Source organism: Pseudomonas sp. ADAK18 (assembly GCF_012935695.1).
Lineage (GTDB): Bacteria > Pseudomonadota > Gammaproteobacteria > Pseudomonadales > Pseudomonadaceae > Aquipseudomonas.
The window spans coordinates 4,625,607-4,644,864 of record NZ_CP052859.1 but is presented as its reverse complement, the minus strand read 5'-3'; the positions used below and the strand labels follow the sequence as shown (position 1 = coordinate 4,644,864).

At 59.6% G+C, this 19,258-nt stretch carries 18 protein-coding genes and 1 tRNA gene; 12 read left to right on the top strand and 7 right to left on the bottom strand.

Features of this window, described 5'->3' with window-relative positions; all coding sequences use genetic code 11:
• The first annotated feature begins 10 nt into the window (after positions 1–10).
• The gene (locus tag HKK55_RS20960; protein WP_169356412.1) at positions 11–226 is read left to right on the top strand and encodes a hypothetical protein; all 216 of its coding nucleotides are present in this window, start codon (positions 11–13) and stop codon (positions 224–226) included.
• Here the strand turns inward: HKK55_RS20960 and yacG are convergent.
• From yacG to HKK55_RS20940, 4 genes are read right to left on the bottom strand one after another with little or no spacing between them, the layout of a single operon-like run.
• Positions 223–426 (bottom strand): DNA gyrase inhibitor YacG, encoded by a 204-nt coding sequence (gene yacG / locus HKK55_RS20955; RefSeq protein ID WP_169356411.1) that lies wholly within the window; start codon positions 424–426, stop codon positions 223–225. The genes HKK55_RS20960 and yacG overlap by 4 nt on opposite strands.
• Positions 423–1,046 carry a dephospho-CoA kinase gene (gene coaE, locus HKK55_RS20950; RefSeq protein ID WP_169356410.1) on the bottom strand — a complete coding sequence of 208 codons (624 nt, stop codon included), beginning with the start codon at positions 1,044–1,046 and terminating at the stop codon, positions 423–425. Before coaE ends, yacG begins: the two co-directional genes overlap by 4 nt.
• Positions 1,043–1,909 carry an A24 family peptidase gene (locus tag HKK55_RS20945; protein ID WP_272902591.1) on the bottom strand — a complete coding sequence of 289 codons (867 nt, stop codon included), beginning with the start codon at positions 1,907–1,909 and terminating at the stop codon, positions 1,043–1,045. Before HKK55_RS20945 ends, coaE begins: the two co-directional genes overlap by 4 nt.
• Before the next feature lie 8 nt (positions 1,910–1,917).
• Positions 1,918–3,126 (bottom strand): type II secretion system F family protein, encoded by a 1,209-nt coding sequence (locus tag HKK55_RS20940; protein ID WP_169356409.1) that lies wholly within the window; start codon positions 3,124–3,126, stop codon positions 1,918–1,920.
• Positions 3,127–3,387: 261 nt separating this feature from the next.
• Here HKK55_RS20940 and HKK55_RS20935 point away from each other — a divergent pair, with 261 nt between their 5' ends.
• From HKK55_RS20935 to HKK55_RS20920, 4 genes are all read left to right on the top strand, one after another.
• A complete protein-coding gene (locus tag HKK55_RS20935) occupies positions 3,388–3,801 on the top strand; it encodes a pilin (protein ID WP_169357915.1) in 414 nt (137 codons plus the stop codon).
• 100 nt (positions 3,802–3,901) lie between these two features.
• Positions 3,902–5,320, top strand: coding sequence for an O-antigen ligase (locus tag HKK55_RS20930; protein WP_169356408.1), 1,419 nt, complete (start codon positions 3,902–3,904; stop codon positions 5,318–5,320).
• 39 nt (positions 5,321–5,359) lie between these two features.
• A tRNA-Thr gene (locus tag HKK55_RS20925) sits at positions 5,360–5,432 on the top strand.
• A gap of 136 nt (positions 5,433–5,568) precedes the next feature.
• Positions 5,569–5,874, top strand: coding sequence for a DUF6388 family protein (locus HKK55_RS20920; protein ID WP_169356407.1), 306 nt, complete (start codon positions 5,569–5,571; stop codon positions 5,872–5,874).
• Positions 5,875–5,919: 45 nt separating this feature from the next.
• Here HKK55_RS20920 and nadC read toward each other — a convergent pair whose 3' ends face one another.
• Positions 5,920–6,768, bottom strand: a complete 849-nt coding sequence (gene nadC / locus HKK55_RS20915) for a carboxylating nicotinate-nucleotide diphosphorylase (RefSeq protein WP_169356406.1) — start codon at positions 6,766–6,768, stop codon at positions 5,920–5,922.
• A 281-nt stretch (positions 6,769–7,049) separates the two neighbouring features.
• On the opposite strand from nadC, the gene HKK55_RS20910 reads away from it, so the two are divergent.
• The 5 genes from HKK55_RS20910 (at position 7,050) to HKK55_RS20890 (ending at position 13,434) form a co-directional block, all read left to right on the top strand.
• Positions 7,050–9,230: a DUF1631 domain-containing protein gene (locus tag HKK55_RS20910; RefSeq protein ID WP_169356405.1), complete on the top strand. Its 2,181-nt coding sequence runs from the start codon at positions 7,050–7,052 to the stop codon at positions 9,228–9,230.
• A gap of 61 nt (positions 9,231–9,291) precedes the next feature.
• A complete protein-coding gene (gene ampD / locus HKK55_RS20905) occupies positions 9,292–9,855 on the top strand; it encodes a 1,6-anhydro-N-acetylmuramyl-L-alanine amidase AmpD (protein ID WP_169356404.1) in 564 nt (187 codons plus the stop codon).
• Entirely contained in the window at positions 9,852–10,688 is an 837-nt protein-coding gene (ampE, locus tag HKK55_RS20900) for a regulatory signaling modulator protein AmpE (RefSeq protein ID WP_169356403.1), read from the top strand. Before ampD ends, ampE begins: the two co-directional genes overlap by 4 nt.
• A gap of 147 nt (positions 10,689–10,835) precedes the next feature.
• A complete protein-coding gene (locus HKK55_RS20895; RefSeq protein ID WP_169356402.1) occupies positions 10,836–12,866 on the top strand; it encodes a methyl-accepting chemotaxis protein in 2,031 nt (676 codons plus the stop codon).
• A gap of 127 nt (positions 12,867–12,993) precedes the next feature.
• Positions 12,994–13,434, top strand: coding sequence for a hypothetical protein (locus HKK55_RS20890; RefSeq protein WP_169356401.1), 441 nt, complete (start codon positions 12,994–12,996; stop codon positions 13,432–13,434).
• Here HKK55_RS20890 and HKK55_RS20885 read toward each other — a convergent pair.
• Together HKK55_RS20885 and cra are read right to left on the bottom strand one after the other, a co-directional pair.
• Positions 13,381–14,157, bottom strand: coding sequence for a TatD family hydrolase (locus HKK55_RS20885; protein ID WP_169356400.1), 777 nt, complete (start codon positions 14,155–14,157; stop codon positions 13,381–13,383). The two genes, HKK55_RS20890 and HKK55_RS20885, sit on opposite strands and share 54 nt — an antisense overlap.
• A gap of 2 nt (positions 14,158–14,159) precedes the next feature.
• Positions 14,160–15,155 (bottom strand): catabolite repressor/activator, encoded by a 996-nt coding sequence (gene cra, locus HKK55_RS20880; RefSeq protein WP_169356399.1) that lies wholly within the window; start codon positions 15,153–15,155, stop codon positions 14,160–14,162.
• Positions 15,156–15,448: 293 nt separating this feature from the next.
• On the opposite strand from cra, the gene ptsP reads away from it, so the two are divergent.
• Both ptsP and pfkB read left to right on the top strand, forming a co-directional pair.
• Positions 15,449–18,307: a phosphoenolpyruvate--protein phosphotransferase gene (ptsP, locus tag HKK55_RS20875; RefSeq protein ID WP_169356398.1), complete on the top strand. Its 2,859-nt coding sequence runs from the start codon at positions 15,449–15,451 to the stop codon at positions 18,305–18,307.
• Complete coding sequence (gene pfkB / locus HKK55_RS20870; RefSeq protein WP_169356397.1) at positions 18,308–19,249, top strand: 1-phosphofructokinase; 942 nt, start codon at positions 18,308–18,310, stop codon at positions 19,247–19,249.
• Positions 19,250–19,258: the final 9 nt, after the last annotated feature.

The window sequence follows — 19,258 nt, the reverse complement described above, 5'->3', positions numbered from 1 at the left end:
AGCACGGATCATGAGTGTGTACGAATGGGCAAGGCAGGAAATGCGCAGAAGTCAGGACGCGGCACAGGAAATCGGTTTTGACCCGGGCCTGAGCCTGCGCGCCTTGCTCAGTGCGGTGGTGCAGCAGAGCAAGGGCGTGCGCAGTGCCGAAGACCTGGCCGACGAGTTGCAATTTCTTGCGCAGAACCTCGATGACCAGCAGGACTACGGTTTTATGCGTCCTTAATGGGCGCGTGGGGGCAGATCTTCCGAGAACAGTTCGTCTTCGGCATCCGGGCTGACCGGAATCTTGTGTTCTTCCGACGCCCAGGCACCCAGGTCGATCAGTTTGCAACGGTCCGAGCAGAATGGCCGGTTGGGATTGGTCGCATTCCATTCCACAGGCGCGCCGCAGGTTGGGCATTCAACGGTCAAGGGTTGGCTCATGATCGGCCTCCACGCAAAGTAAGGTAAAAGTGGTGCAGTCGCTCGACCTCGCCATGTAGCCAGGCAAGGTCTTGGTCGTTGATCAGTACATCGTCGGCTTGGCGCAAACGATCTTCTCGGGTGGCCTGGGCCTTGAGGATCGCCTGAACCTGCTCTTCGCTGATGCCGTCGCGTTGCAGGGTACGCTGAATCTGCAGCGACTGCGGCACGTCGATCACCAGGATGCGCTGGGTCATGGTGTATTGGCCAGACTCGATCAGCAAGGGTGACACGAGGATCGCGTAAGGCGATTGAGCGCGAGCCAGGTGGCTGCGAATTTCCTCGGCAATCAACGGGTGCAGCAGGGCCTCGAGCCAGCGACGTTCCTCGGGGACTTCGAAGATCAACTTGCGTAGTGCTGCACGGTCCAGTTGGCCGTCGGGCAACAACACGCCTGCGCCGAAATGCTCGGCAATACTCGCCAGTGCCGGGCGACCGGGCTCGACCACCCAGCGGGCGGCGTGGTCGGCGTCCACCAGATCGACGCCAAGGTCGATAAAGTGCTGGGCCGCTGCACTTTTGCCACTACCGATGCCGCCGGTGAGGCCAAGAATCCAGGGTGTTGAGGCACACGTCATCATTTGAAACCGACAGACTGCAAATAGAAGTCGGTTATTTGACCACCCCAGAGCAATGCAATCCAGCCGGCAATCGCCAGATAAGGTCCAAAAGGCATGGGTACCGACGTCTGGGCGTTACGCAAACGCAAAAGTATCAGCCCCGATATCGCACCCACCAGTGAGGACAGCAACAGCGTCATCGGCAGAATCTGCCAGCCACCCCAGGCGCCGAGCAGCGCCAGCAGTTTGAAATCACCGTATCCCATGCCGTCCTTGCCGGTGATCAGTTTGAACAGCCAGAACACCGACCATAGGCTCAGATAGCCCGCGACCGCGCCCCAGAGCGCATCCGCCGGTGCGACGAACAAACCAAACTGATTGAGGATCAGCCCCAGCCAGAGCAAGGGCAGAACCAGTACATCCGGCAACAATTGGTGATCAACATCAATCAGGCTCATCGCCAGCAGGCCCCAACTCAATAGCATGACCCAGCCGGCCTGCCAGCCGAAGCCGAAATGCCAGGCGACGTACGCCGAGACCAGTCCACACGCCAACTCCGTAAGCGGGTAGCGCGGGCTGATGGGGTCATGGCAATGGGAGCAGCGTCCCTTGAGCAGCAGATAACTGAACAGTGGGATATTTTCCCATGGTCGAATCGGCTGCGCGCAGTGAGGGCAGCAAGAGTGAGGCAGCAGCAGGTTGTAGGTCGGGCCTTTCGGTTCCGCAGGGAGTTCGAGGATGTCATGGGCCTGGGCGCGCCATTCCCGCGTCAGCATTTTTGGCAGGCGCCATACCAGGACATTGAGAAAACTGCCGACGATCAGGCCAAGCAGCAGCGCGCCCCACATGAACAGCCATGGCTGCTGGGCCAGCATGTCACTCAATGACAGGCTCAAAACGCTGTACCGAGCTGGAAGATCGGCAGGTACATGGCGACCACCAGTGCCCCGACAATACCCCCAAGTACCACCATGATCAGTGGCTCCATCAGGCTGGTGAGGTTGTCGACCTGATTGTCGACATCCGCTTCATAGTGGCTGGCGACTTTCTCCAGCATGCTGTCGAGAGTGCCCGACTCTTCGCCAATCGCGGTCATCTGAATGGCCATACCCGGAAAGAGGCCGCTGATGGCCATGGTTTGATTCAGCTGCATGCCTGTTGATACGTCCTGACGCATACGATTGATCGCCTGTTTGAACAGTCCATTTCCAGCGGCGCCGGCCACCGAATCCAGCGCCTGCACCAGCGGCACGCCAGCTGCGAACGTGGTCGAGAGCGTTCGGGCATAGCGGGCGACAGCCGACTTTTTCAGCAGTGTGCCTGCCAGTGGCATTTTCAACAAACCCGTATCGATCCGATGACGAAAGTCGGGCGAGAGCCGGTAAGCCTTGCGCAGTCCGAGAGCACTGGCGCCCAGGCCTATGGCCAACGCCCACCACGCGTGCTGCATGAACTCCGACAGGGCGATGACCATCAAGGTAAACCCCGGAAGTTCGGCATCGACTCCGGCAAATAGTCCCTGGAACTGCGGCACAACGTGAATCAGCAGGATCGCGCTGACAATGGCGGCAACCATCAGCACCGCCAGTGGATAGGTCATAGCCTTCTTGATTCTGGCCTTGAGCTGTTCGCTCTTTTCGAGATGAATGGCCACGCGCTCCAGCAGCGTTTCCAGTGCGCCGGCCTGTTCGCCTGCTGCGATCAAGTGGCAGTACAAATCATCGAAATAGTGTGGCTGTTTCTGCAGTGCTGCGGCCAGGCTGCTGCCTGCCGCGATCTCTTGTTTCAAGCCTTGTATCAGCGCCTGCATGTGCCGGTTATCAAAGCCCTCAGTGATGATGTCGAATGCCTGCAGTAAGGGGATTCCAGCCTTCAGCAGGGTTGCCAATTGGCGGGTAAACAAGGCGATATCGCCCGCTTTGACTGGCCGGCGCAAGCTCGACAAGGTGCGGGACTTTTTCCATACCCGACCGGGGTTGATCCCCTGCTGGCGCAACTGCACCTTGATCAGCGTCGGCGTGTGTCCACGTGTTTCTCCGGACACTTTGCGACCTTTGCGGTTGGTGCCTTCCCAAGCATAGATCACTGAAGCTTCGGTCATCCCATGGCCTCATTGCGGGCTGTAATACTCAAGAGCACATTGTTCATTTCGAAGCACCGTACACGAGCAGTTGAAGATTTAGAGCTTAGTCAGGGGAGGGCGTCGGACAGGGCGGATACGAACGAAAAAATGTCAGATTGTGCGACTTGTACGGGATTGCGCCAGTCGGGATGAGTACACTGGCGCGGTTGCTGAGGACAGGGCGCAGGACGCGCCTTGCTGTGGGGGCTGAGCCCCGTCTTATTCTGGAGAGTGAGCGTGATACGTCAGAAAGGCTTTACCTTGATCGAATTGTTGATCGTCGTGGCGATCATCGGCATCTTGGCCACAATCGGCCTGCCCATCTATACCAAGCACCAGGCCAAAGCCAAGTTTACGGCAGGGCTGGCGGAAATTTCCGCGTTGAAGGCCGGGTTTGAAGACACACTCAACCAAGGCACTGCGCCAACTGTAGCCTTGATCGGCGGGACCAGCCCGACCGCCAACTGCAAGATCGAGGCGACCGGCGATGTCGCCACAGGTGCGGGCACAATTACCTGTGAAATCCTCGATGCGCCTGCGCCGGTGCTGGGTAAGACCATCACCCTGACCCGCAGTGCTACCAAGGGCTGGAGCTGCACGACGGATGCCGAAGAGCAGTACGCCGCGAAAGGTTGTACTGCTGGCCGGGCGTGATCAGGCATCTTCCTGGAGTGAGCTCGCCCCAGGTTTGCTTAACTGAGCAGCATCAGGTCAAGCTTGATACCAACGATCCACAAGGAAGTTGAAGTCACTTATGGCGCTATCCGTGCAGCAGCGAGGAAACGTATTCCTAGTGGTGGCGGTCTGTCTGTTGGCGCTGGCGATTTGCGCGCCGTTCAGCGGGCATGACTGGCAGCGTGCGGTTCAGATTGCCGTGGGGTTGTGTGCGGTGATTTATGGCCTATTGGTTTCATCGACTGCGTGCACCACGCGGCTTGTCGACAGGCCAACGGCTATCGGGCTGGCAGTGATTATCCTGTTGGGCCTGGTCTCTTCGTCGCTGGCCCATCAACCGATATGGGCGTTGACCGAGCTGGCGTTGTTCATCACCTGCGGCGCCATTGCGTTTGCCTTTGCCGTGCTCAGACGCAATGGCGACGAGTCCGTGGATCGGACGTTGATTCTGTGCGTGATACTGCTGTGCCTGATCAAAAGTATTCAGTATCTGCACGCCGGCGTGCTCGCCTTTACCAGCGGTGAGTCGGTGTTGAACACTGACCTGCTGCTGTCGGGGTTCTCCAACAAGCGCTTCTACGGTCAATTTCAGACATTCACTTTGCCGCTGTTGGCGCTTCCACTCCTGCTCCCTACTAGCAAGCGTACAGTGCGTGGGTTGGTATTCGCCTTGCTGTGTATCTGGTGGCTGATTGCGATAGGTGGCGGGACCCGCGGTACATGGCTCGGTATGGGCGTCGCCGGTTTACTCGTGGTTTTCTTGGGGCCATCGGGTCGTCGCTGGCTGGGCTGGCAACTGGCGGCACTGCTCACCGGCTTGGTCTTGTATTGGCTGCTGTTCACGGTGTTGGCAGGGTATCTGGGGCTCGAATTGACCCAGGTTGCCAGCGACCGCTTGACCACCTCCCTTTCAGGCCGAGGTCCGATCTGGTGGCAAGCCTGGGATATGATTCGTGAGCGGCCTTGGCTGGGCTTTGGGCCAATGCATTTTGCCGACATCGCCAACGATATCGCCGCTCACCCGCACCAGGCGATTTTGCAATGGGCCAGCGAATGGGGTGTTCCATCGGCCTTGTGTGTGGTGGTAATGGCGACGCGGGCGGGTTGGGCGACCTTGGGTGTGTTGCGTGAGCGTGTCCTGTCGGTGGCGGCTGTCGACCTGCTGCGCCTGTGCCTGTTCGCCGCGCTGGTCGGGGCCATGACCCAAGCCATGGTGGATGGTGTAATCGTGATGCCCAACTCGCAATTATGGTTGGCACTGGTGGTGGGCTGGCTGATGGCTCTGCATGTGTGGCGAACGCCCACAAGCGCCTCGCGGCCGTTGCTGCGTAGGGCATGGATGGCGGCGAGCATCCTGGCGGTCGGTCTGTTGATATTCGTGGCTATTCGCGACGTACCTCACCTCGGCGAGCGTCAGCATCATTATGTCGGTACCAGCAACGTACTCCTGCAGCCACGGTTCTGGACTCAGGGGGTCATTGCCCTCGAAAAGCAGTGAGTTGCCGGACGCCCAAGGCAGTGCTAGCTTTAGTCCACCGCCCGTGTAGCTCAGCCGGTAGAGCAGCGCACTCGTAACGCGAAGGTCGCAGGTTCGATTCCTGTCTCGGGCACAAAGGCAACACAGTTTTCAGATGATCCCAGAATGGTTCTGAAGGCCAGACGAACCGGTATTCATGCCTGTTCTTTTGTATCTGCGCGACCTTGATGACCCAGATGCATCCCCATTCCTAGATCAAAGAGAACGACATGACCATACAAGAAATGACCCAGGAAGCACGGCACGAAGCGGCCCTCAAAAAGTATGTCTCGGAGTCGCCGGAACTCCTGGAAGAGATCAAAGATCTTAGCGCCGACGATCAAAAGGACCAGATCCAATGGGCATTTGAGGATGAGGCCGAGGCTCAGGGCCTCCAGCCGTGGGAGTTAACCCTCAAGTACACGTCCTCTCCTGAAGAGTTCGAGGCTGCACGCCTGGTCTTGCACAAAGAGGCCGCCGAGGTGCTTGGCGTCGACTGGAACGAGTACTGCGGGATGAATAACCTCGCGATTTGATCGAGCAACTGCGGGAGTGAGCTTGCTCGCTCCCGCAGGCGTCCATCAGATACTGAGGCGCATCGACAAATCGACTGCCTTCACATCCTTGGTCATCGCCCCGATGGAGATGTAGTCCACCCCGGTTTCTGCGATAGGCAGCAAGGTACTTTCGTTAATTCCACCGCTGGCTTCCAGCTTGGCTTTACCGCCATTCAGGCGCACGGCTTCGCGCATGTCATCCAGGCTCAACTCATCGAGCATGATGATATCGGCACCTGCCGCCAGTGCTTCGCGCAACTCCTCCAGACTTTCCACTTCGATTTCCACCGGCTTTCCCGGAGCGATCTTGTGGGCGGCGGTAATAGCCTGGGCAATGCCGCCGCAGGCAGCGATATGGTTTTCCTTGATCAGGAAGGCGTCATACAAACCGATGCGATGGTTATGGCAGCCGCCGCAGGTCACTGCGTACTTTTGTGCGAGTCGCAGGCCCGGCAGGGTCTTGCGGGTATCCAGCAGCTTGACTTGGGTGCTGGCGACAAAGTCCGCCAGGTACTGAGCACGGGTCGCAACGCCTGACAGCAACTGCAGAAAGTTCAGCGCACAGCGTTCGCCACTCAACAGTGAGCGAGCCGGGCCTTCGAGATGAAACAGCGCCTGGTTGGGGCTGACGCGCTCACCGTCGCTTACCTGCCAGTGCACAGCGACCCGAGGGTCCAGTTGACGGAACACCGCATCCACCCAAGCCGTACCACTGATAACGGCGGCATCGCGGGTAATGATGGTGGCTTTGGCCAGCCGTTCGGCAGGGATCAGTTGCGCAGTGATGTCGCCGCTGCCGATGTCTTCCAACAATGCGCGACGCACGTTGGCTTCGATTTCGGCGGTCAGGTCGGCGAGACGTAGATTCGGCATAACGGGCTCCACAAACAAAGTGCACCGATTATAGGGGCAGGGCGCGCTGCAACCCAAGGCGCGAAGCGCTGCCAATCCGGGATCGAGCGTCCTTTTACAAAGCCGCTACAGAGTTTGCTGGCGCAATTGCCCCTGTTTGCAAGATAATCTCGCGCCTTGCAATTGGCGTCATAGCTTTGACGTCTCGGTGATACCCCGATAATCGTTGTGCCCATGGATGTTTCACCCAGGGTGTACCGATCTTTCACAAAACCGAACATCGCCGTTTCAGGAGGGCCAGGATGCACAATGACGGGAAGGTGGTGCCGATCAATAAGGCACAAGCGATGCCGTCACCGCTCGCCCGCCTGCCAGTGGTTCTGCTCCAGGTCCGTGATAAGGCGGCCCAACAGCTCAATCAGGGGTTGCAGGAGCTGTTCGATAACGCCGATGACACCTTGTTCGAAATGGCCGACAAAGCCCGTAACAGCGTCGACCACAACATTTTCTTCGAAGCCATGCGTGACTTGCGCCTCAAGCGCAAGAACTTCGAGCGCAGCTTTATGGAACAGCTCTTTGATGCCTTCGCCAACATCGGGCAGGTGGGACGTGGTGAGCTGCAGTTGCTGCCCGTGGTTTCCTACGAGGCATTGCCCGGCGCGTCCGGTGACGAACTGGAAAAAGGCGTGGCCCTGGAAGCCATGCTCGGCAAGGTGCAGCATCGCGATGGTTTGGCCTTGGGGCAACTCTCCGCGCGCTTGAGCGAGCTGCTTGGCAAGCGCCTGGATGACCGGGAAAACCCCCTCGGCCCGGCGATGCTCTGTGAGTTCTTCCTGCAGGCCGGCCGCAGTCTGGGGATGGAGATCCGGGTCAAGCTGATCATCCTCAAACTGTTTGAGAAATACGTTCTCAGTGACGCCGACCAGTTGTATGGCGAAGCCAATCAACTGCTGATTGCCACCGGCGTCTTGCCCGGGCTCAAGGCTGTCCCGTCCCGGCGTCCTGGTGAGCGAGACGTTCAGGCCCACCCGACAGCAGACATTGTGCCCGCTGCCGATCCTCAAACCGATGAGGGTTCGTTGGTCGCCTTTGCCGCCTTGCAAAAACTGTTGTTCGCCGTGCGCGGCAGTGTCTGTCCGACCCTTGAAGCCAGCGCTCAGACTCAACCGATTTCTACCCGTGACTTGTTGCGCCTGCTCTCCCACTTGCAGCAATACGTTCCGGAGCCCGAGGTCGAGGACGATTTCGACCTGCGCAACCAACTTGAACAACTGCTGACCCGGGTCAGCGTCAAGAGTGGCAGGTCACGGGTGGTCGACGACGCCGACGAGGACGTGATCAACCTGATTGCCATGCTGTTCGAGTTCATCCTCGACGATCGCTCCTTGCCGGATTCCCTCAAGGTATTGATCGCTCGCTTGCAGATTCCCATGCTGAAAGTGGCAGTGCTGGACAAGAGCTTCTTCAGTCGCCGTAGCCATCCGGCGCGACGTCTGTTCAATGAAATCGCTTCGGCCGCCATGGGGTGGGGCACGTGTGACAATTACCAGCGCGATAGCCTGTACCTGCGTATTGAGCAGGTTGTGCAGCGACTACTGAACGATTTTGTCGACGATCCGGCGATTTTTTCCCAGTTGCTGGCGGAGTTCAGCGCTTTTACCAACGACGAGCGACGTCGCTGCGAGTTACTTGAGCAGCGCACCCGAGACGCGGAGGAAGGGCGCGCGCGGACCGAAATCGCCCGTCAGCGCGTGGCCGACGCCCTCAATGTCAGGCTACTGGGGAAAGTCTTGCCCGAAGTGGTGGTGCAGTTCCTGCAGCAAGCATGGAGCCAGGTGCTGTTGTTGGTCGGCCTCAAGCACGGCGAGCAATCAGCGCAATGGCAGGGCAGTTTGCAGACCATGGACGAGTTGATCTGGAGCGTCGGCATGAGCGAGGACACTGAAGCCGGGAGGCATTTGCTGGAACAGTTGCCGGCTTTGCTCAAGGCCTTGCGCGATGGGTTGAGCGCTGCCGCATTTGATCCGTTTATCACCCGTGAGTTTTTCACCCAGTTGCAAGCCCTGCATCTCCAGTCGTTCCAGGCGAATGCGGGCGGCCAGTCGTCGCTGTCGAAGGTCGGCGCCTTGATCGAGGTACGTGAGGCGTTCGTACTCAGTCCTGCTGCCCGCGCCGAGATTGTGAGCCTGCCAGATGATGACCCGGACGTACTCAAGGTCCGTCAACTGCGGATCGGCTGCTGGGTCGAGTTCCAGGAAGATGAAGAAAATACCCTGCGTTGTAAGCTGACGGCGATCATCCCGCTGGCCAATAGCTATATTTTTGTCAACCGCACGGGCCTCAAGGTATTGGAGAAAACCGGCAACGAGCTGGCGCTGGAGTTCAAGCGCGGCGGGGTTTGGGCCCTGGATGATGCGCTGTTGTTCGACCGGGCGCTGGCCTCTGTGATTGGCAGCCTGCGGCAACTCAATCACGCCAAGTGATCGCAACCAACGGGCTGAACGCGGCATACTGGAGTCCCTCAGCCTCGTTCAAGGAACCTGTATGCAGTTGGACCCCGCCAGTGGTTGGTGCCAGGGCATTCGTCATTGCCTATCGCCTAACTTCAATGAGCGCCCCGGCGGCGAGATTTCCCTGTTGGTGGTGCATAACATCAGTTTGCCGCCGGCACAGTTTGCCACCGGCAAGGTGCATGAATTCTTCCAGAATCGTCTGGACGTCACGGAACATCCCTACTTTGAGGGTATTGCTGACCTACGCGTGTCTGCGCATTTCCTGATTGAGCGTGATGGCGTTGTGACGCAATTTGTCTCGTGCCTGGACCGGGCCTGGCATGCAGGGGTGTCGAGTTTCGAAGGGCGTGAGGTTTGCAATGATTTTTCCCTGGGGATCGAACTGGAAGGCACGGATGACTTGCCTTTCACCGATGCCCAGTACCAATCCTTGATTGAGCTGACCCGTCAGTTATTGGCTGCCTACAAGGACATTACCCGCCAGCGCATTTGTGGCCACAGTGACATCGCCCCGGGACGCAAGACGGATCCTGGACCGGCTTTTGATTGGGTGCGCTTTCGCGACGCCTTGCAGGATGGAGGACAAGCACAATGAGTTTTCTGGTGTTGGTATTGGCGGTATGGGTCGAGAAGTTTTCGGCCTTGCGCCATCGAGTGCAGCGTGATGGCGCCTGGTTGCGCGAGCTGGCCAAACTCGAATCCAGCGAACGCATGGGCAAACAGCCCTGGTTGATTCTGGTGGTGTTGGTGCTGTTGCCGGTCGCGCTGTTGGGACTGTTGTTACTGGTGCTGGAACCCGTGGCCTATGGTTTGCTGGCGTTGCCGGTGCATTTGTTGGTGGTGATTTATGCCCTGGGGCGCGGCGATCTATTGGCCGGTCTCGGTCCGTTTCGTGATGCCTGGCGCCGCGGCGACCTGCAAGCCGCCGAGCACGTGGCCGAACGCGACCTGAGCATCGGTGCCGACAGTGGCGAACAACTGCTGGAGCGGGTCCAAGGCCACTTGTTGTGGCAGGCCTATCAAAGTTTCTTTGCGGTGATTTTCTGGTATTTCCTGCTGGGTCCCGTGGCTGCCCTGGCTTATCGCCTGCTGGCGCTGGCCAGTGAGCACGGCAAGAACCCGTTGGTGGTGGAGCGCGCAACGCAACTGCGTCATGCCTTCGACTGGTTGCCGGTGCGCTTGCTGGCGGCGAGTTTTGCCTTGGTGGGCAACTTTGTCGGGGTCAGCCGGGTGATGCTCCATGAGCTGCTCAACTGGGATATCAGCGCTGCACAACTGGTGGAAAAGGTCGGTCTGGTGGCCGGAGAAATCCCGCCGCCAGTGGTGGGCGCCGATGGCATCAACAGCCTGGATCGTATCTGGGAGCTGCTGCTGCGGGCCGCCGTGCTGTGGTATGCCGGGTTTGCCATCTGGACCGTCCTTCCTTGATGAAGTAACGGTGGGAGCCTGCTCCTACCGTTAACCTTAAGTTACAAAACTCCCTTTCGAATTGAGCTATACAGACAGAGCGCCAAGTACTGGCTATCTGCCTTACCTCCTGCGCTCAATAAAAATAAAAGAAAAGGGAGTCCATCTGTGAAGAGCTTGCTCTATCCCGCCATCGCGTTGATGAATCGCCTGAGTTTCGGCATGAAGTTCAGCTTGATCAGCGTGTTGTTTCTCCTGCCGATGCTGGTGACCAACTACTACCTGGTGCGCGATTCCTGGCGTGAATTCCAGGGTACGCAAATCGAACTGCAAAGCCTGGATCTGTTGGGTAGTAGCCTGGTTTTGCGACGTGATCTGGAAACCCTGAACAACCAGGTACAGATAAACGCGACCTTGGGCCAGTCGGGTAAGGCCGGTGATCTTGAAGGCAAGATCAGCGCTCTGGAGCTACGTGTGTTGGAGCGTCTGCAAGGCTTCCAGGCCATGGTCGCCGACCCGGAACAGGTCAAGGTGTTTGACGGTAAGCGCGACGAAATGATCGCGGCCTTCAAAGCGCAGCAAAGCGAATCCTCTGTGCTTAGCAAAAGCGCGCTGATCGGTAAGCTGCTCAATAAGGCGCAAATGCTCAGCCAGATCATCGCCAGCCAGTCGGGCTTGAGCCGTGACCCGCAAAGTGACCTGCGCCAGTTGATCGAATTGATCACCAGCATCATCCCGCAAGTCACCCAGGCCTTGGGTGAAGGCCGGGCGATGGGCGCTTATTCCCTTGGTCAGGGTTTTCTCAATTCCGCTTCCAGCACTCGGTTTGATGAATTGCTGCAGCAGTTGGAAAAGCTCCAGGCTGAATATGGCCTGAAATTGCAGGACGCCTTGGGTTCCAGCAAAGCCGCCCATGCCGCGTTGGATACCCTGGCCGATGCCAGCAAAGCCAGCCTCAAGCAGGGCAGTGAGTTGTTCGAAGAGCACGTGGTGATGGCTGAAGCGCTGGACGCGCCATGGCAGGGGTTTTACGACGAGGTCAGTGGCCTGATGGCCAAGACCTATCAACTGGATGAGGCGACGCTGACCTTTCTTGAGCAGCAGTTGCAGCAGCGCCTGTCGCAGAATCGCACGCACATGGTGGTGCTGGTCACGGCCCTGACCGCCGTGTTTTTGCTGATCTTCTACTTGTATGGTGGTTTCTACGCCTCCACTCGGACCACTCTGCAGCGTCTGGGCGCAATGATGGACAAGGTCGCAGCCGGTGACATGACCGTCAGCATCAAGGCCCACAGCCGCGACGAGTTAGGGGACTTGGGCCAGGTATTCAATGGCACGGTGGCGAAAATTCATGACCTGATCGAGCGAGTAGGGCGCACCGTCAGCGAGGTAGAGCGCCAGGCCGGACAGGTGGAGACAGTCTCAGCCCGTAGCAACCAGGCGGTGTCGGACCAGCGCGGCCAGATCGAACAGGTGGCCACTGCCATGAACCAGATGTCAGCCACGGCCCAGGAAGTGGCCCGCAGCGCGGCCGCCGCCGTCAGCAGCGCCCACAGCGTCAATGATGAAACCGTCAGCGGCCGTGGCTTGGTGCAATCCCAGCAGGGCAGCATTGCGTTGCTGGCGTCGGAAATTGATCAGTCGGTACGGGTGATTAACCAATTGGCCCTCGACAGCCAGTCCATCAGCCGCGTCTTGGAAGTGATCAAGAGCATCGCTGAACAAACCAACCTACTGGCGCTCAACGCAGCCATCGAGGCGGCGCGGGCGGGCGAGCAGGGACGCGGATTTGCCGTAGTCGCCGACGAAGTGCGGACCCTGGCTCGACGCACGCAGCATTCCACCGAAGAAATCGAGCAGATGATCGCCAAGCTGCACAGCGGTGTTGGCGCGGCGGTGAAAGCTATGGGCAGCAGTCATCAAATGGCCAATGGCACGGTCGGGCAGTCGGAAAAGGTCCAGCAGGCCTTGGAAAACATCCTCGGCGCCGTGGGCATGATCGTCGATCAGAACCAGCAGATTGCGGCAGCCGTGGAGCAGCAGACCGCCGTGGCCCATGACATTGACCAGAACATCGTTGCGATCAATCGTGCAGGAGAGCATGCCGCGCAGGGTGCGCATCAGACTGAAGAGGCCAGTCGGCAATTGTCACAGCAGGTTGTTGAGTTGAAGCAACTGATCGGCGCGTTTCGGGTGTAGGGAAAAGCTGTAGGGTTGATTCTCAAGGTGTGTGGCGTATGTCCTGTTTCGTCCGTTGACCTTTTTTCTCCGGCAGAATGGGTGAGAATTTATTTCACCACATCCACTGCGTCTCGGAGGCTCAACCATGACGGCGGCAATCGTCGGTGTCAGAGGGCATTGCGCCCACTGCGACATTATTTTTGAACTCAAGCCCTGGCAGCTTAACGCCATTGCCATCAATGAGCCCTTTGATTGCCAGTATTGCCACAAAGTCTTGCAGCTGTGTTGTCCCAAACAGCTCAAGCAGCTCAAGTCCCTGGATAACCTGGCGCTGTTGCGGCCGAGCATGATTGTGTTGACCAGCGTGGCCCTGCTGGTGGCGTTGGTGGCGGAATGGACAGGCCTGATCAGTGTGATCGGGCAGCTCAATGTGTCTTTGGTGGCGGTGCTGATTTACTTTCTGACGTTGCGTTATGCCCGTCACCGTCAGCACATGACATTGACTCTGCAGGCGATCAATCCGGTCAGGGACTTACCAGTTGAACAGCTCGCACCCGTTGCGCGTGCTCGCCTCGGCCAGGGCTGATGGGCTGATGCCCATGCGCTCGGCCAGGGCGATGCAGATGTCCGGCAGGTGTTCAGGGCTGTTGCGCTGGCCGGGGTACATGACGGGCGCCATGTCCGGTGAATCGGTTTCCAGCACCACCGAGTCCAGTGGCAACTGGGCGATCACCTTGTGCATGCGCAAGGCTTGAGGCCAGGTTGCTGCCCCTCCCAAACCCAGCTTGAAACCGAGCTTGATGTATTCGTGGGCTTCCTCCTGGCTGCCGGCGAAGGCATGGATAATGCCGCCGCGTGGCAGGCGAATGCGCTTGAGGGTCGCGATGACGGCGGCATGGCTGCGCCGAACGTGCAGCAGCGCCGGTAACTGGAAGTCCACCGCCAGTTTCAGTTGAGCTTCAAACAAGGCTTGCTGACGTTCACGGTCCAGATGTTCGAGGAAGTAATCCAGGCCGATTTCACCCACCGCACACAGCTGTCGATACCCTTTTAAGCGGGTCAACCAGTCCCCCAGTTCAGTGAGGTCGGCCGGTCGATGGTCATCGAGATACACCGGATGCAGCCCAAGGGCCGCATATAAATCCGCGTCTTGCTGCACCAGGTCCCACACGCGCTGCCAGTTTTGCTGACAGACCCCCAGCACTACCATTCGCCGTACGCCCAACTGGCGACTGTGGTTCAGGACTTCATTGCGATCGGCATCGAAGTCCGGAAAATCCAGGTGAGTGTGGCTGTCGATCAGCTCCACGCTCAGGCCTCGTGAATCCGTTGCTTGAACGTGCGGCCGATGGCATGGACGCCCGGCTGGTACTGTTCTTCTTCAATGGCCGCCAAGGCCAGGCGCAGCGCCGTATCGGCGATCAACGAGTGCTGCTGGGCCATGGCGTTGACCGGCAACGGCAGGAAGTCCAGCAACTGGGTATCGCCGAAGGTGCCCAGGCGCAACGGCCGGGACCTGAGTGGGAAGTCATGCAGCGCGTCGAAGACACCTTGCAGCAGCACGTAGGAGGTGGTCACCAGCGCGTCAGGCAAATGCCCAAGGCGTTGCAGTAATTCTTCCATCAACTGTCGGCCACAGTCGCGACTGAAGGCCTCGCCGTGTTCGATCAGCACCTCACCGGTGAAGCCGTTCAAGGCTTCCTTGAAGCCTGCAGCGCGCTCCTGGCTGATGCTCAGTTCTGGCCGGGCGCCGATCAGTACAATCTGCCGGGGCACGGGTTGCAGCAAGCTGCTGGTCAATTGCTGGCACGCCTGGTGGTCGTCGCTGACCACCGAGCAGAACTGGGTAGGCTCCATCACCCGGTCGATGGCAATCACCGGCAGGCCCTTGGCTTGCAGCTCGCGGTAGCTGTCGTCGCTGGCCGGCAGGCAACTGGCGACGAACAACGCATCGCAGCGCCGGGCACGGAACAGTTTCAGCAATTGACGTTCGCTGTCGGCGTCGTCGTCGGAGCTGGCGATCAGCAATTGATAGCCACGCGCCCGCGCGCCTTGTTCCAAAAGCTTGGCGATCCGTGCGTAACTGGGGTTTTCCAGGTCCGGCAGAATAAAACCCAGGGTACGGGTGTGCCGGCTGCGCAGCCCGGCGGCCTGAGGGTTGGGCGTAAAGCCGTGTTCTTCAACCACTGCACGCACCCGCTCGACGGTTGCGCTGCTGATGCGTTGCTGTTCGGCCTTGCCATTGATGACGTAGCTGGCGGTGGTGACTGACACACCGGCTATGCGCGCGATATCACTGAGTTTCAAACCGGGATTTCCTTGTTTTTTAGAGCTTGCCCCGACATTTTGTCCAATCGTAACCGATTCCAGCAGACGACCATTGTCTCAGCTCAAGCGCCGAGTGGCGCTTCAAGCATGCTTAATTAACGCGTAACCTGCCATAAATTCTAGATTAAACGTTTCAGCAGGCGTATTTTTACGATTATCGCGACCGGGTTGGTTCTGCCAACTGACCACCCAGTCAATTTTTTCGAACGCATTTGCACTGATTTATTCAAAATAATACCTAGTGCGCCCGGCGCACTAACTAGGAGAACGGCATGCTTGAGCTCACCATAGAGCAGATATCCATGGGCCAGACGGCTGTGGATAAGTCTGCTGCCTTGCACTTGCTCGCAGATAAATTGGTGGCTGATGGCCTGGTCGCCGAAGGCTACCTCAGTGGCTTGCAAGCCCGTGAAGCCCAAGGCTCGACCTTTCTTGGTCAAGGCATCGCCATCCCTCATGGCACTCCCGAAACCCGTGACCAAGTGTTCGCCACCGGCGTGCGCCTGCTGCAATTCCCTGAAGGCGTGGATTGGGGTGATGGCCAGATCGTCTACCTGGCGATCGGCATTGCCGCTAAATCCGACGAACACCTGCGCCTGCTGCAACTGCTGACCCGTGCCCTCGGTGAAACCGACCTGGGCCAGGCGTTGTGTCGCGCCAGTTCCGCCGAAGCCCTGCTGAAGTTGTTGCAAGGCGCGCCGCAGGAACTGGCGCTGGATGCGCAGATGATTGGCCTCGGGGTGTCCGCTGATGATTTTGAAGAGCTGGTGTGGCGCGGCGCCCGCCTGTTGCGCCAGGCCGATTGCGTGAGCAATGGCTTTGCCGCCGTGCTGCAACAGGTTGATGCGCTGCCGCTGGGCGATGGCCTGTGGTGGTTGCACAGCGAGCAAACGGTCAAGCGTCCTGGCTTGGCTTTCGTCACCCCGGACAAGCCCATGCGTTACTTGGGCCAGCCCCTGAGTGGCCTGTTCTGCCTGGCCAGTCTCGGCGAAGCTCATCAAGCCTTGCTAGAACGCCTGTGCGCCTTGCTGATAGAGGGCAGGGGCCAGGAACTGGGCCGCGCCACCAGCAGCCGTGCAGTATTGGAAGTGCTCGGTGGTGAACTGCCCGCCGATTGGCCCAGCGCACGAATCGCCTTGGCTAACGCCCATGGCTTGCACGCGCGTCCGGCGAAGATCCTTGCGCAACTGGCGAAAAGTTTTGACGGTGAAATCCGCGTGCGTATCGTCGACGGCCAAGGCGGCACCGTGTCGGTGAAAAGCCTGAGCAAGCTGCTGAGCCTCGGCGCCCGGCGTGGCCAGGTACTGGAGTTTGTCGCCGAGCCAGCCATCGCCGGCGATGCATTACCCGCTTTGTTGGCAGCAGTGGAAGAAGGGCTCGGAGAAGAAGTCGAGCCGCTGCCTGTAGGTAACACCGCACACCCAGTCATCGATATCGAACCGCAGATCAGCGCGCCGTTATCCGGCAGTCTGATCCAGGCCATCGCCGCTGCGCCCGGTATTGCTATCGGTCCGGCGCATATTCAGGTGCTGCAACCCTTCGAGTACCCGCTGCGTGGTGAAACGACCGCTATTGAACGCCAGCGCCTGCACGCTGCGCTGACGGATGTGCGCCACGATATCCAGGGCCTGATCGAGCGCAGCAAATCCAAAGCCATTCGCGAAATCTTCATCACCCACCAGGAAATGCTCGACGACCCGGAACTGACCGACGAAGTCGACACCCGCCTCAAGCAAGGTGAAAGCGCCGAAGCTGCGTGGATGAGCGTGATCGAAGCCGCCGCCAAGCAGCAGGAATCTTTGCAGGACGCGCTGCTGGCCGAGCGTGCCGCCGACTTGCGGGACATTGGCCGCCGAGTATTGGCGCAATTGTGCGGCGTCGAAACCGCACAAGAGCCTGATGAACCCTACATCCTGGTGATGGACGAAGTCGGCCCGTCGGACGTGGCCCGTCTTGACCCAACACGCGTTGCCGGCATCCTCACCGCCCGTGGCGGCGCTACAGCCCACAGCGCCATCGTCGCGCGTGCTTTGGGCATTCCGGCGCTGGTGGGCGCAGGTGCGTCGGTGCTGCTGCTGGCCTCGGGCACACCGCTGTTGCTGGATGGTCAGCGCGGCCGTCTGCATGTGGACGCCGACGCGGCCACCTTGCAACGCGCCACTCAGGAGCGCGATACCCGCGAGCAACGCCTGCAAGCCGCTGCTGCCCAGCGCCACGAGCCAGCCTTGACGCGCGACGGCCATGCCGTGGAAGTGTTCGCCAATATCGGTGAAAGCGCCGGTGTTGCCAGCGCGGTGGAGCAGGGCGCCGAAGGCATTGGTCTGCTGCGTACCGAACTGATTTTCATGGCCCACAAACAGGCGCCGGACGAGGCCACTCAGGAAGCCGAATATCGCCGTGTACTCGACGGTCTCGGTGGTCGTCCGCTGGTGGTGCGAACCCTGGATGTCGGTGGCGACAAACCGCTGCCGTATTGGCCGATCGCCAAGGAAGAAAATCCTTTCCTCGGTGTGCGCGGCATTCGCCTGACCCTGCAACGCCCACAGATCATGGAAGCGCAACTGCGCGCACTGCTGCGCTCGGCGGATAAGCGTCCGCTGCGGATCATGTTCCCCATGGTTGGCAGCGTCGATGAGTGGCGTCAGGCCCGGGACATGACCGAGCGCCTGCGCCTGGAAATTCCGGTGGCCGACTTGCAGTTGGGCATCATGATCGAAGTACCGTCCGCCGCGTTGTTGGCGCCGGTGCTGGCCAAGGAAGTGGACTTTTTCAGCGTTGGCACCAACGACCTGACCCAGTACACCCTGGCCATCGACCGTGGCCATCCGACGCTCTCGGCCCAGGCCGATGGCTTGCACCCGGCGGTGTTGCAACTGATCGACATCACCGTGCGTGCGGCCCATGCCCATGGCAAATGGGTTGGCGTGTGCGGAGAGCTGGCGGCAGACCCGTTGGCCGTTCCGGTGCTGGTTGGCCTGGGTGTTGATGAGCTGAGCGTCTCTGCCCGCAGCATCCCCGAGGTCAAGGCGCGGGTGCGTGAATTTACCTTGAGCCAGGCCCAAGGCCTGGCTCAACAAGCGCTGGCGATGGGCACTCCCGCGCAAGTGCGTGCCCTTGTGGAGGCCGTGTAAATGGCAAGGATTTTAAGCCTGACGCTGAACCCGGCGTTGGACCTGACAGTGCCATTGGCGCGCCTGGAACCGGGCGCAGTCAATCGCAGTGGAGCCATGCTCACCCACGCGGCCGGCAAGGGCGTCAATGTCGCCCAAGTGCTGGCGGACTTGGGCCATCAGGTGACCGTGGGCGGTTTTCTCGGTGAAGACAATCCACAAGCGTTCGATGTGTTGATCGCTCGACGTGGTTTCGTCGATGCCTTCATCCGCGTCCCCGGCGAAACCCGCAGCAACATCAAGATCGCCGAGCAGGACGGCCGTGTCACTGACATCAACGGCCCAGGCCCGGTGGTCAGTGAGCAGGCGCAACAGGCATTGCTCGATCAGTTGGCGCGGATTGCTCCTGGGTACGACGCAGTGGTGGTCGCCGGCAGTCTGCCTCGTGGCGTCAGCCCGCAGTGGTTGCAAGGCTTGCTGGAACAATTGAAAAGCCTGGGCTTGAAAGTCGTGCTGGATACCAGTGGCGAGGCCTTGCGTGCCGGGCTCAAAGCCGGCCCGTGGTTGATCAAACCCAATACCGAAGAACTGGCTGAAGCGCTGGATTGCCCGGCGGACTCGGTCGCGCAACAGGCCCAGGCCGCCGTGCGGTTGCATGCCCAAGGTGTCGAACACGTGGTGATTTCCCACGGTGCCGACGGCGTTAACTGGTTCAGTCCCGGCACGGCACTGCACGCTACGCCGCCCAAGGTCACGGTTGCCAGCACCGTAGGGGCAGGGGACTCACTGCTGGCGGGAATGCTCCACGGTTTGCTCAGTTTCGATGTGCCCGAAACCACCTTGCGCCGGGCCACGGCCATTGCCGCAATGGCGGTGACGCAGATCGGTTTTGGTATCAGCGATGACGCGCAGTTGGCGCGTCTCGAAAGCGGCGTCCACGTGCGCACGCTGACAGAACAATAAGAGGGTTTG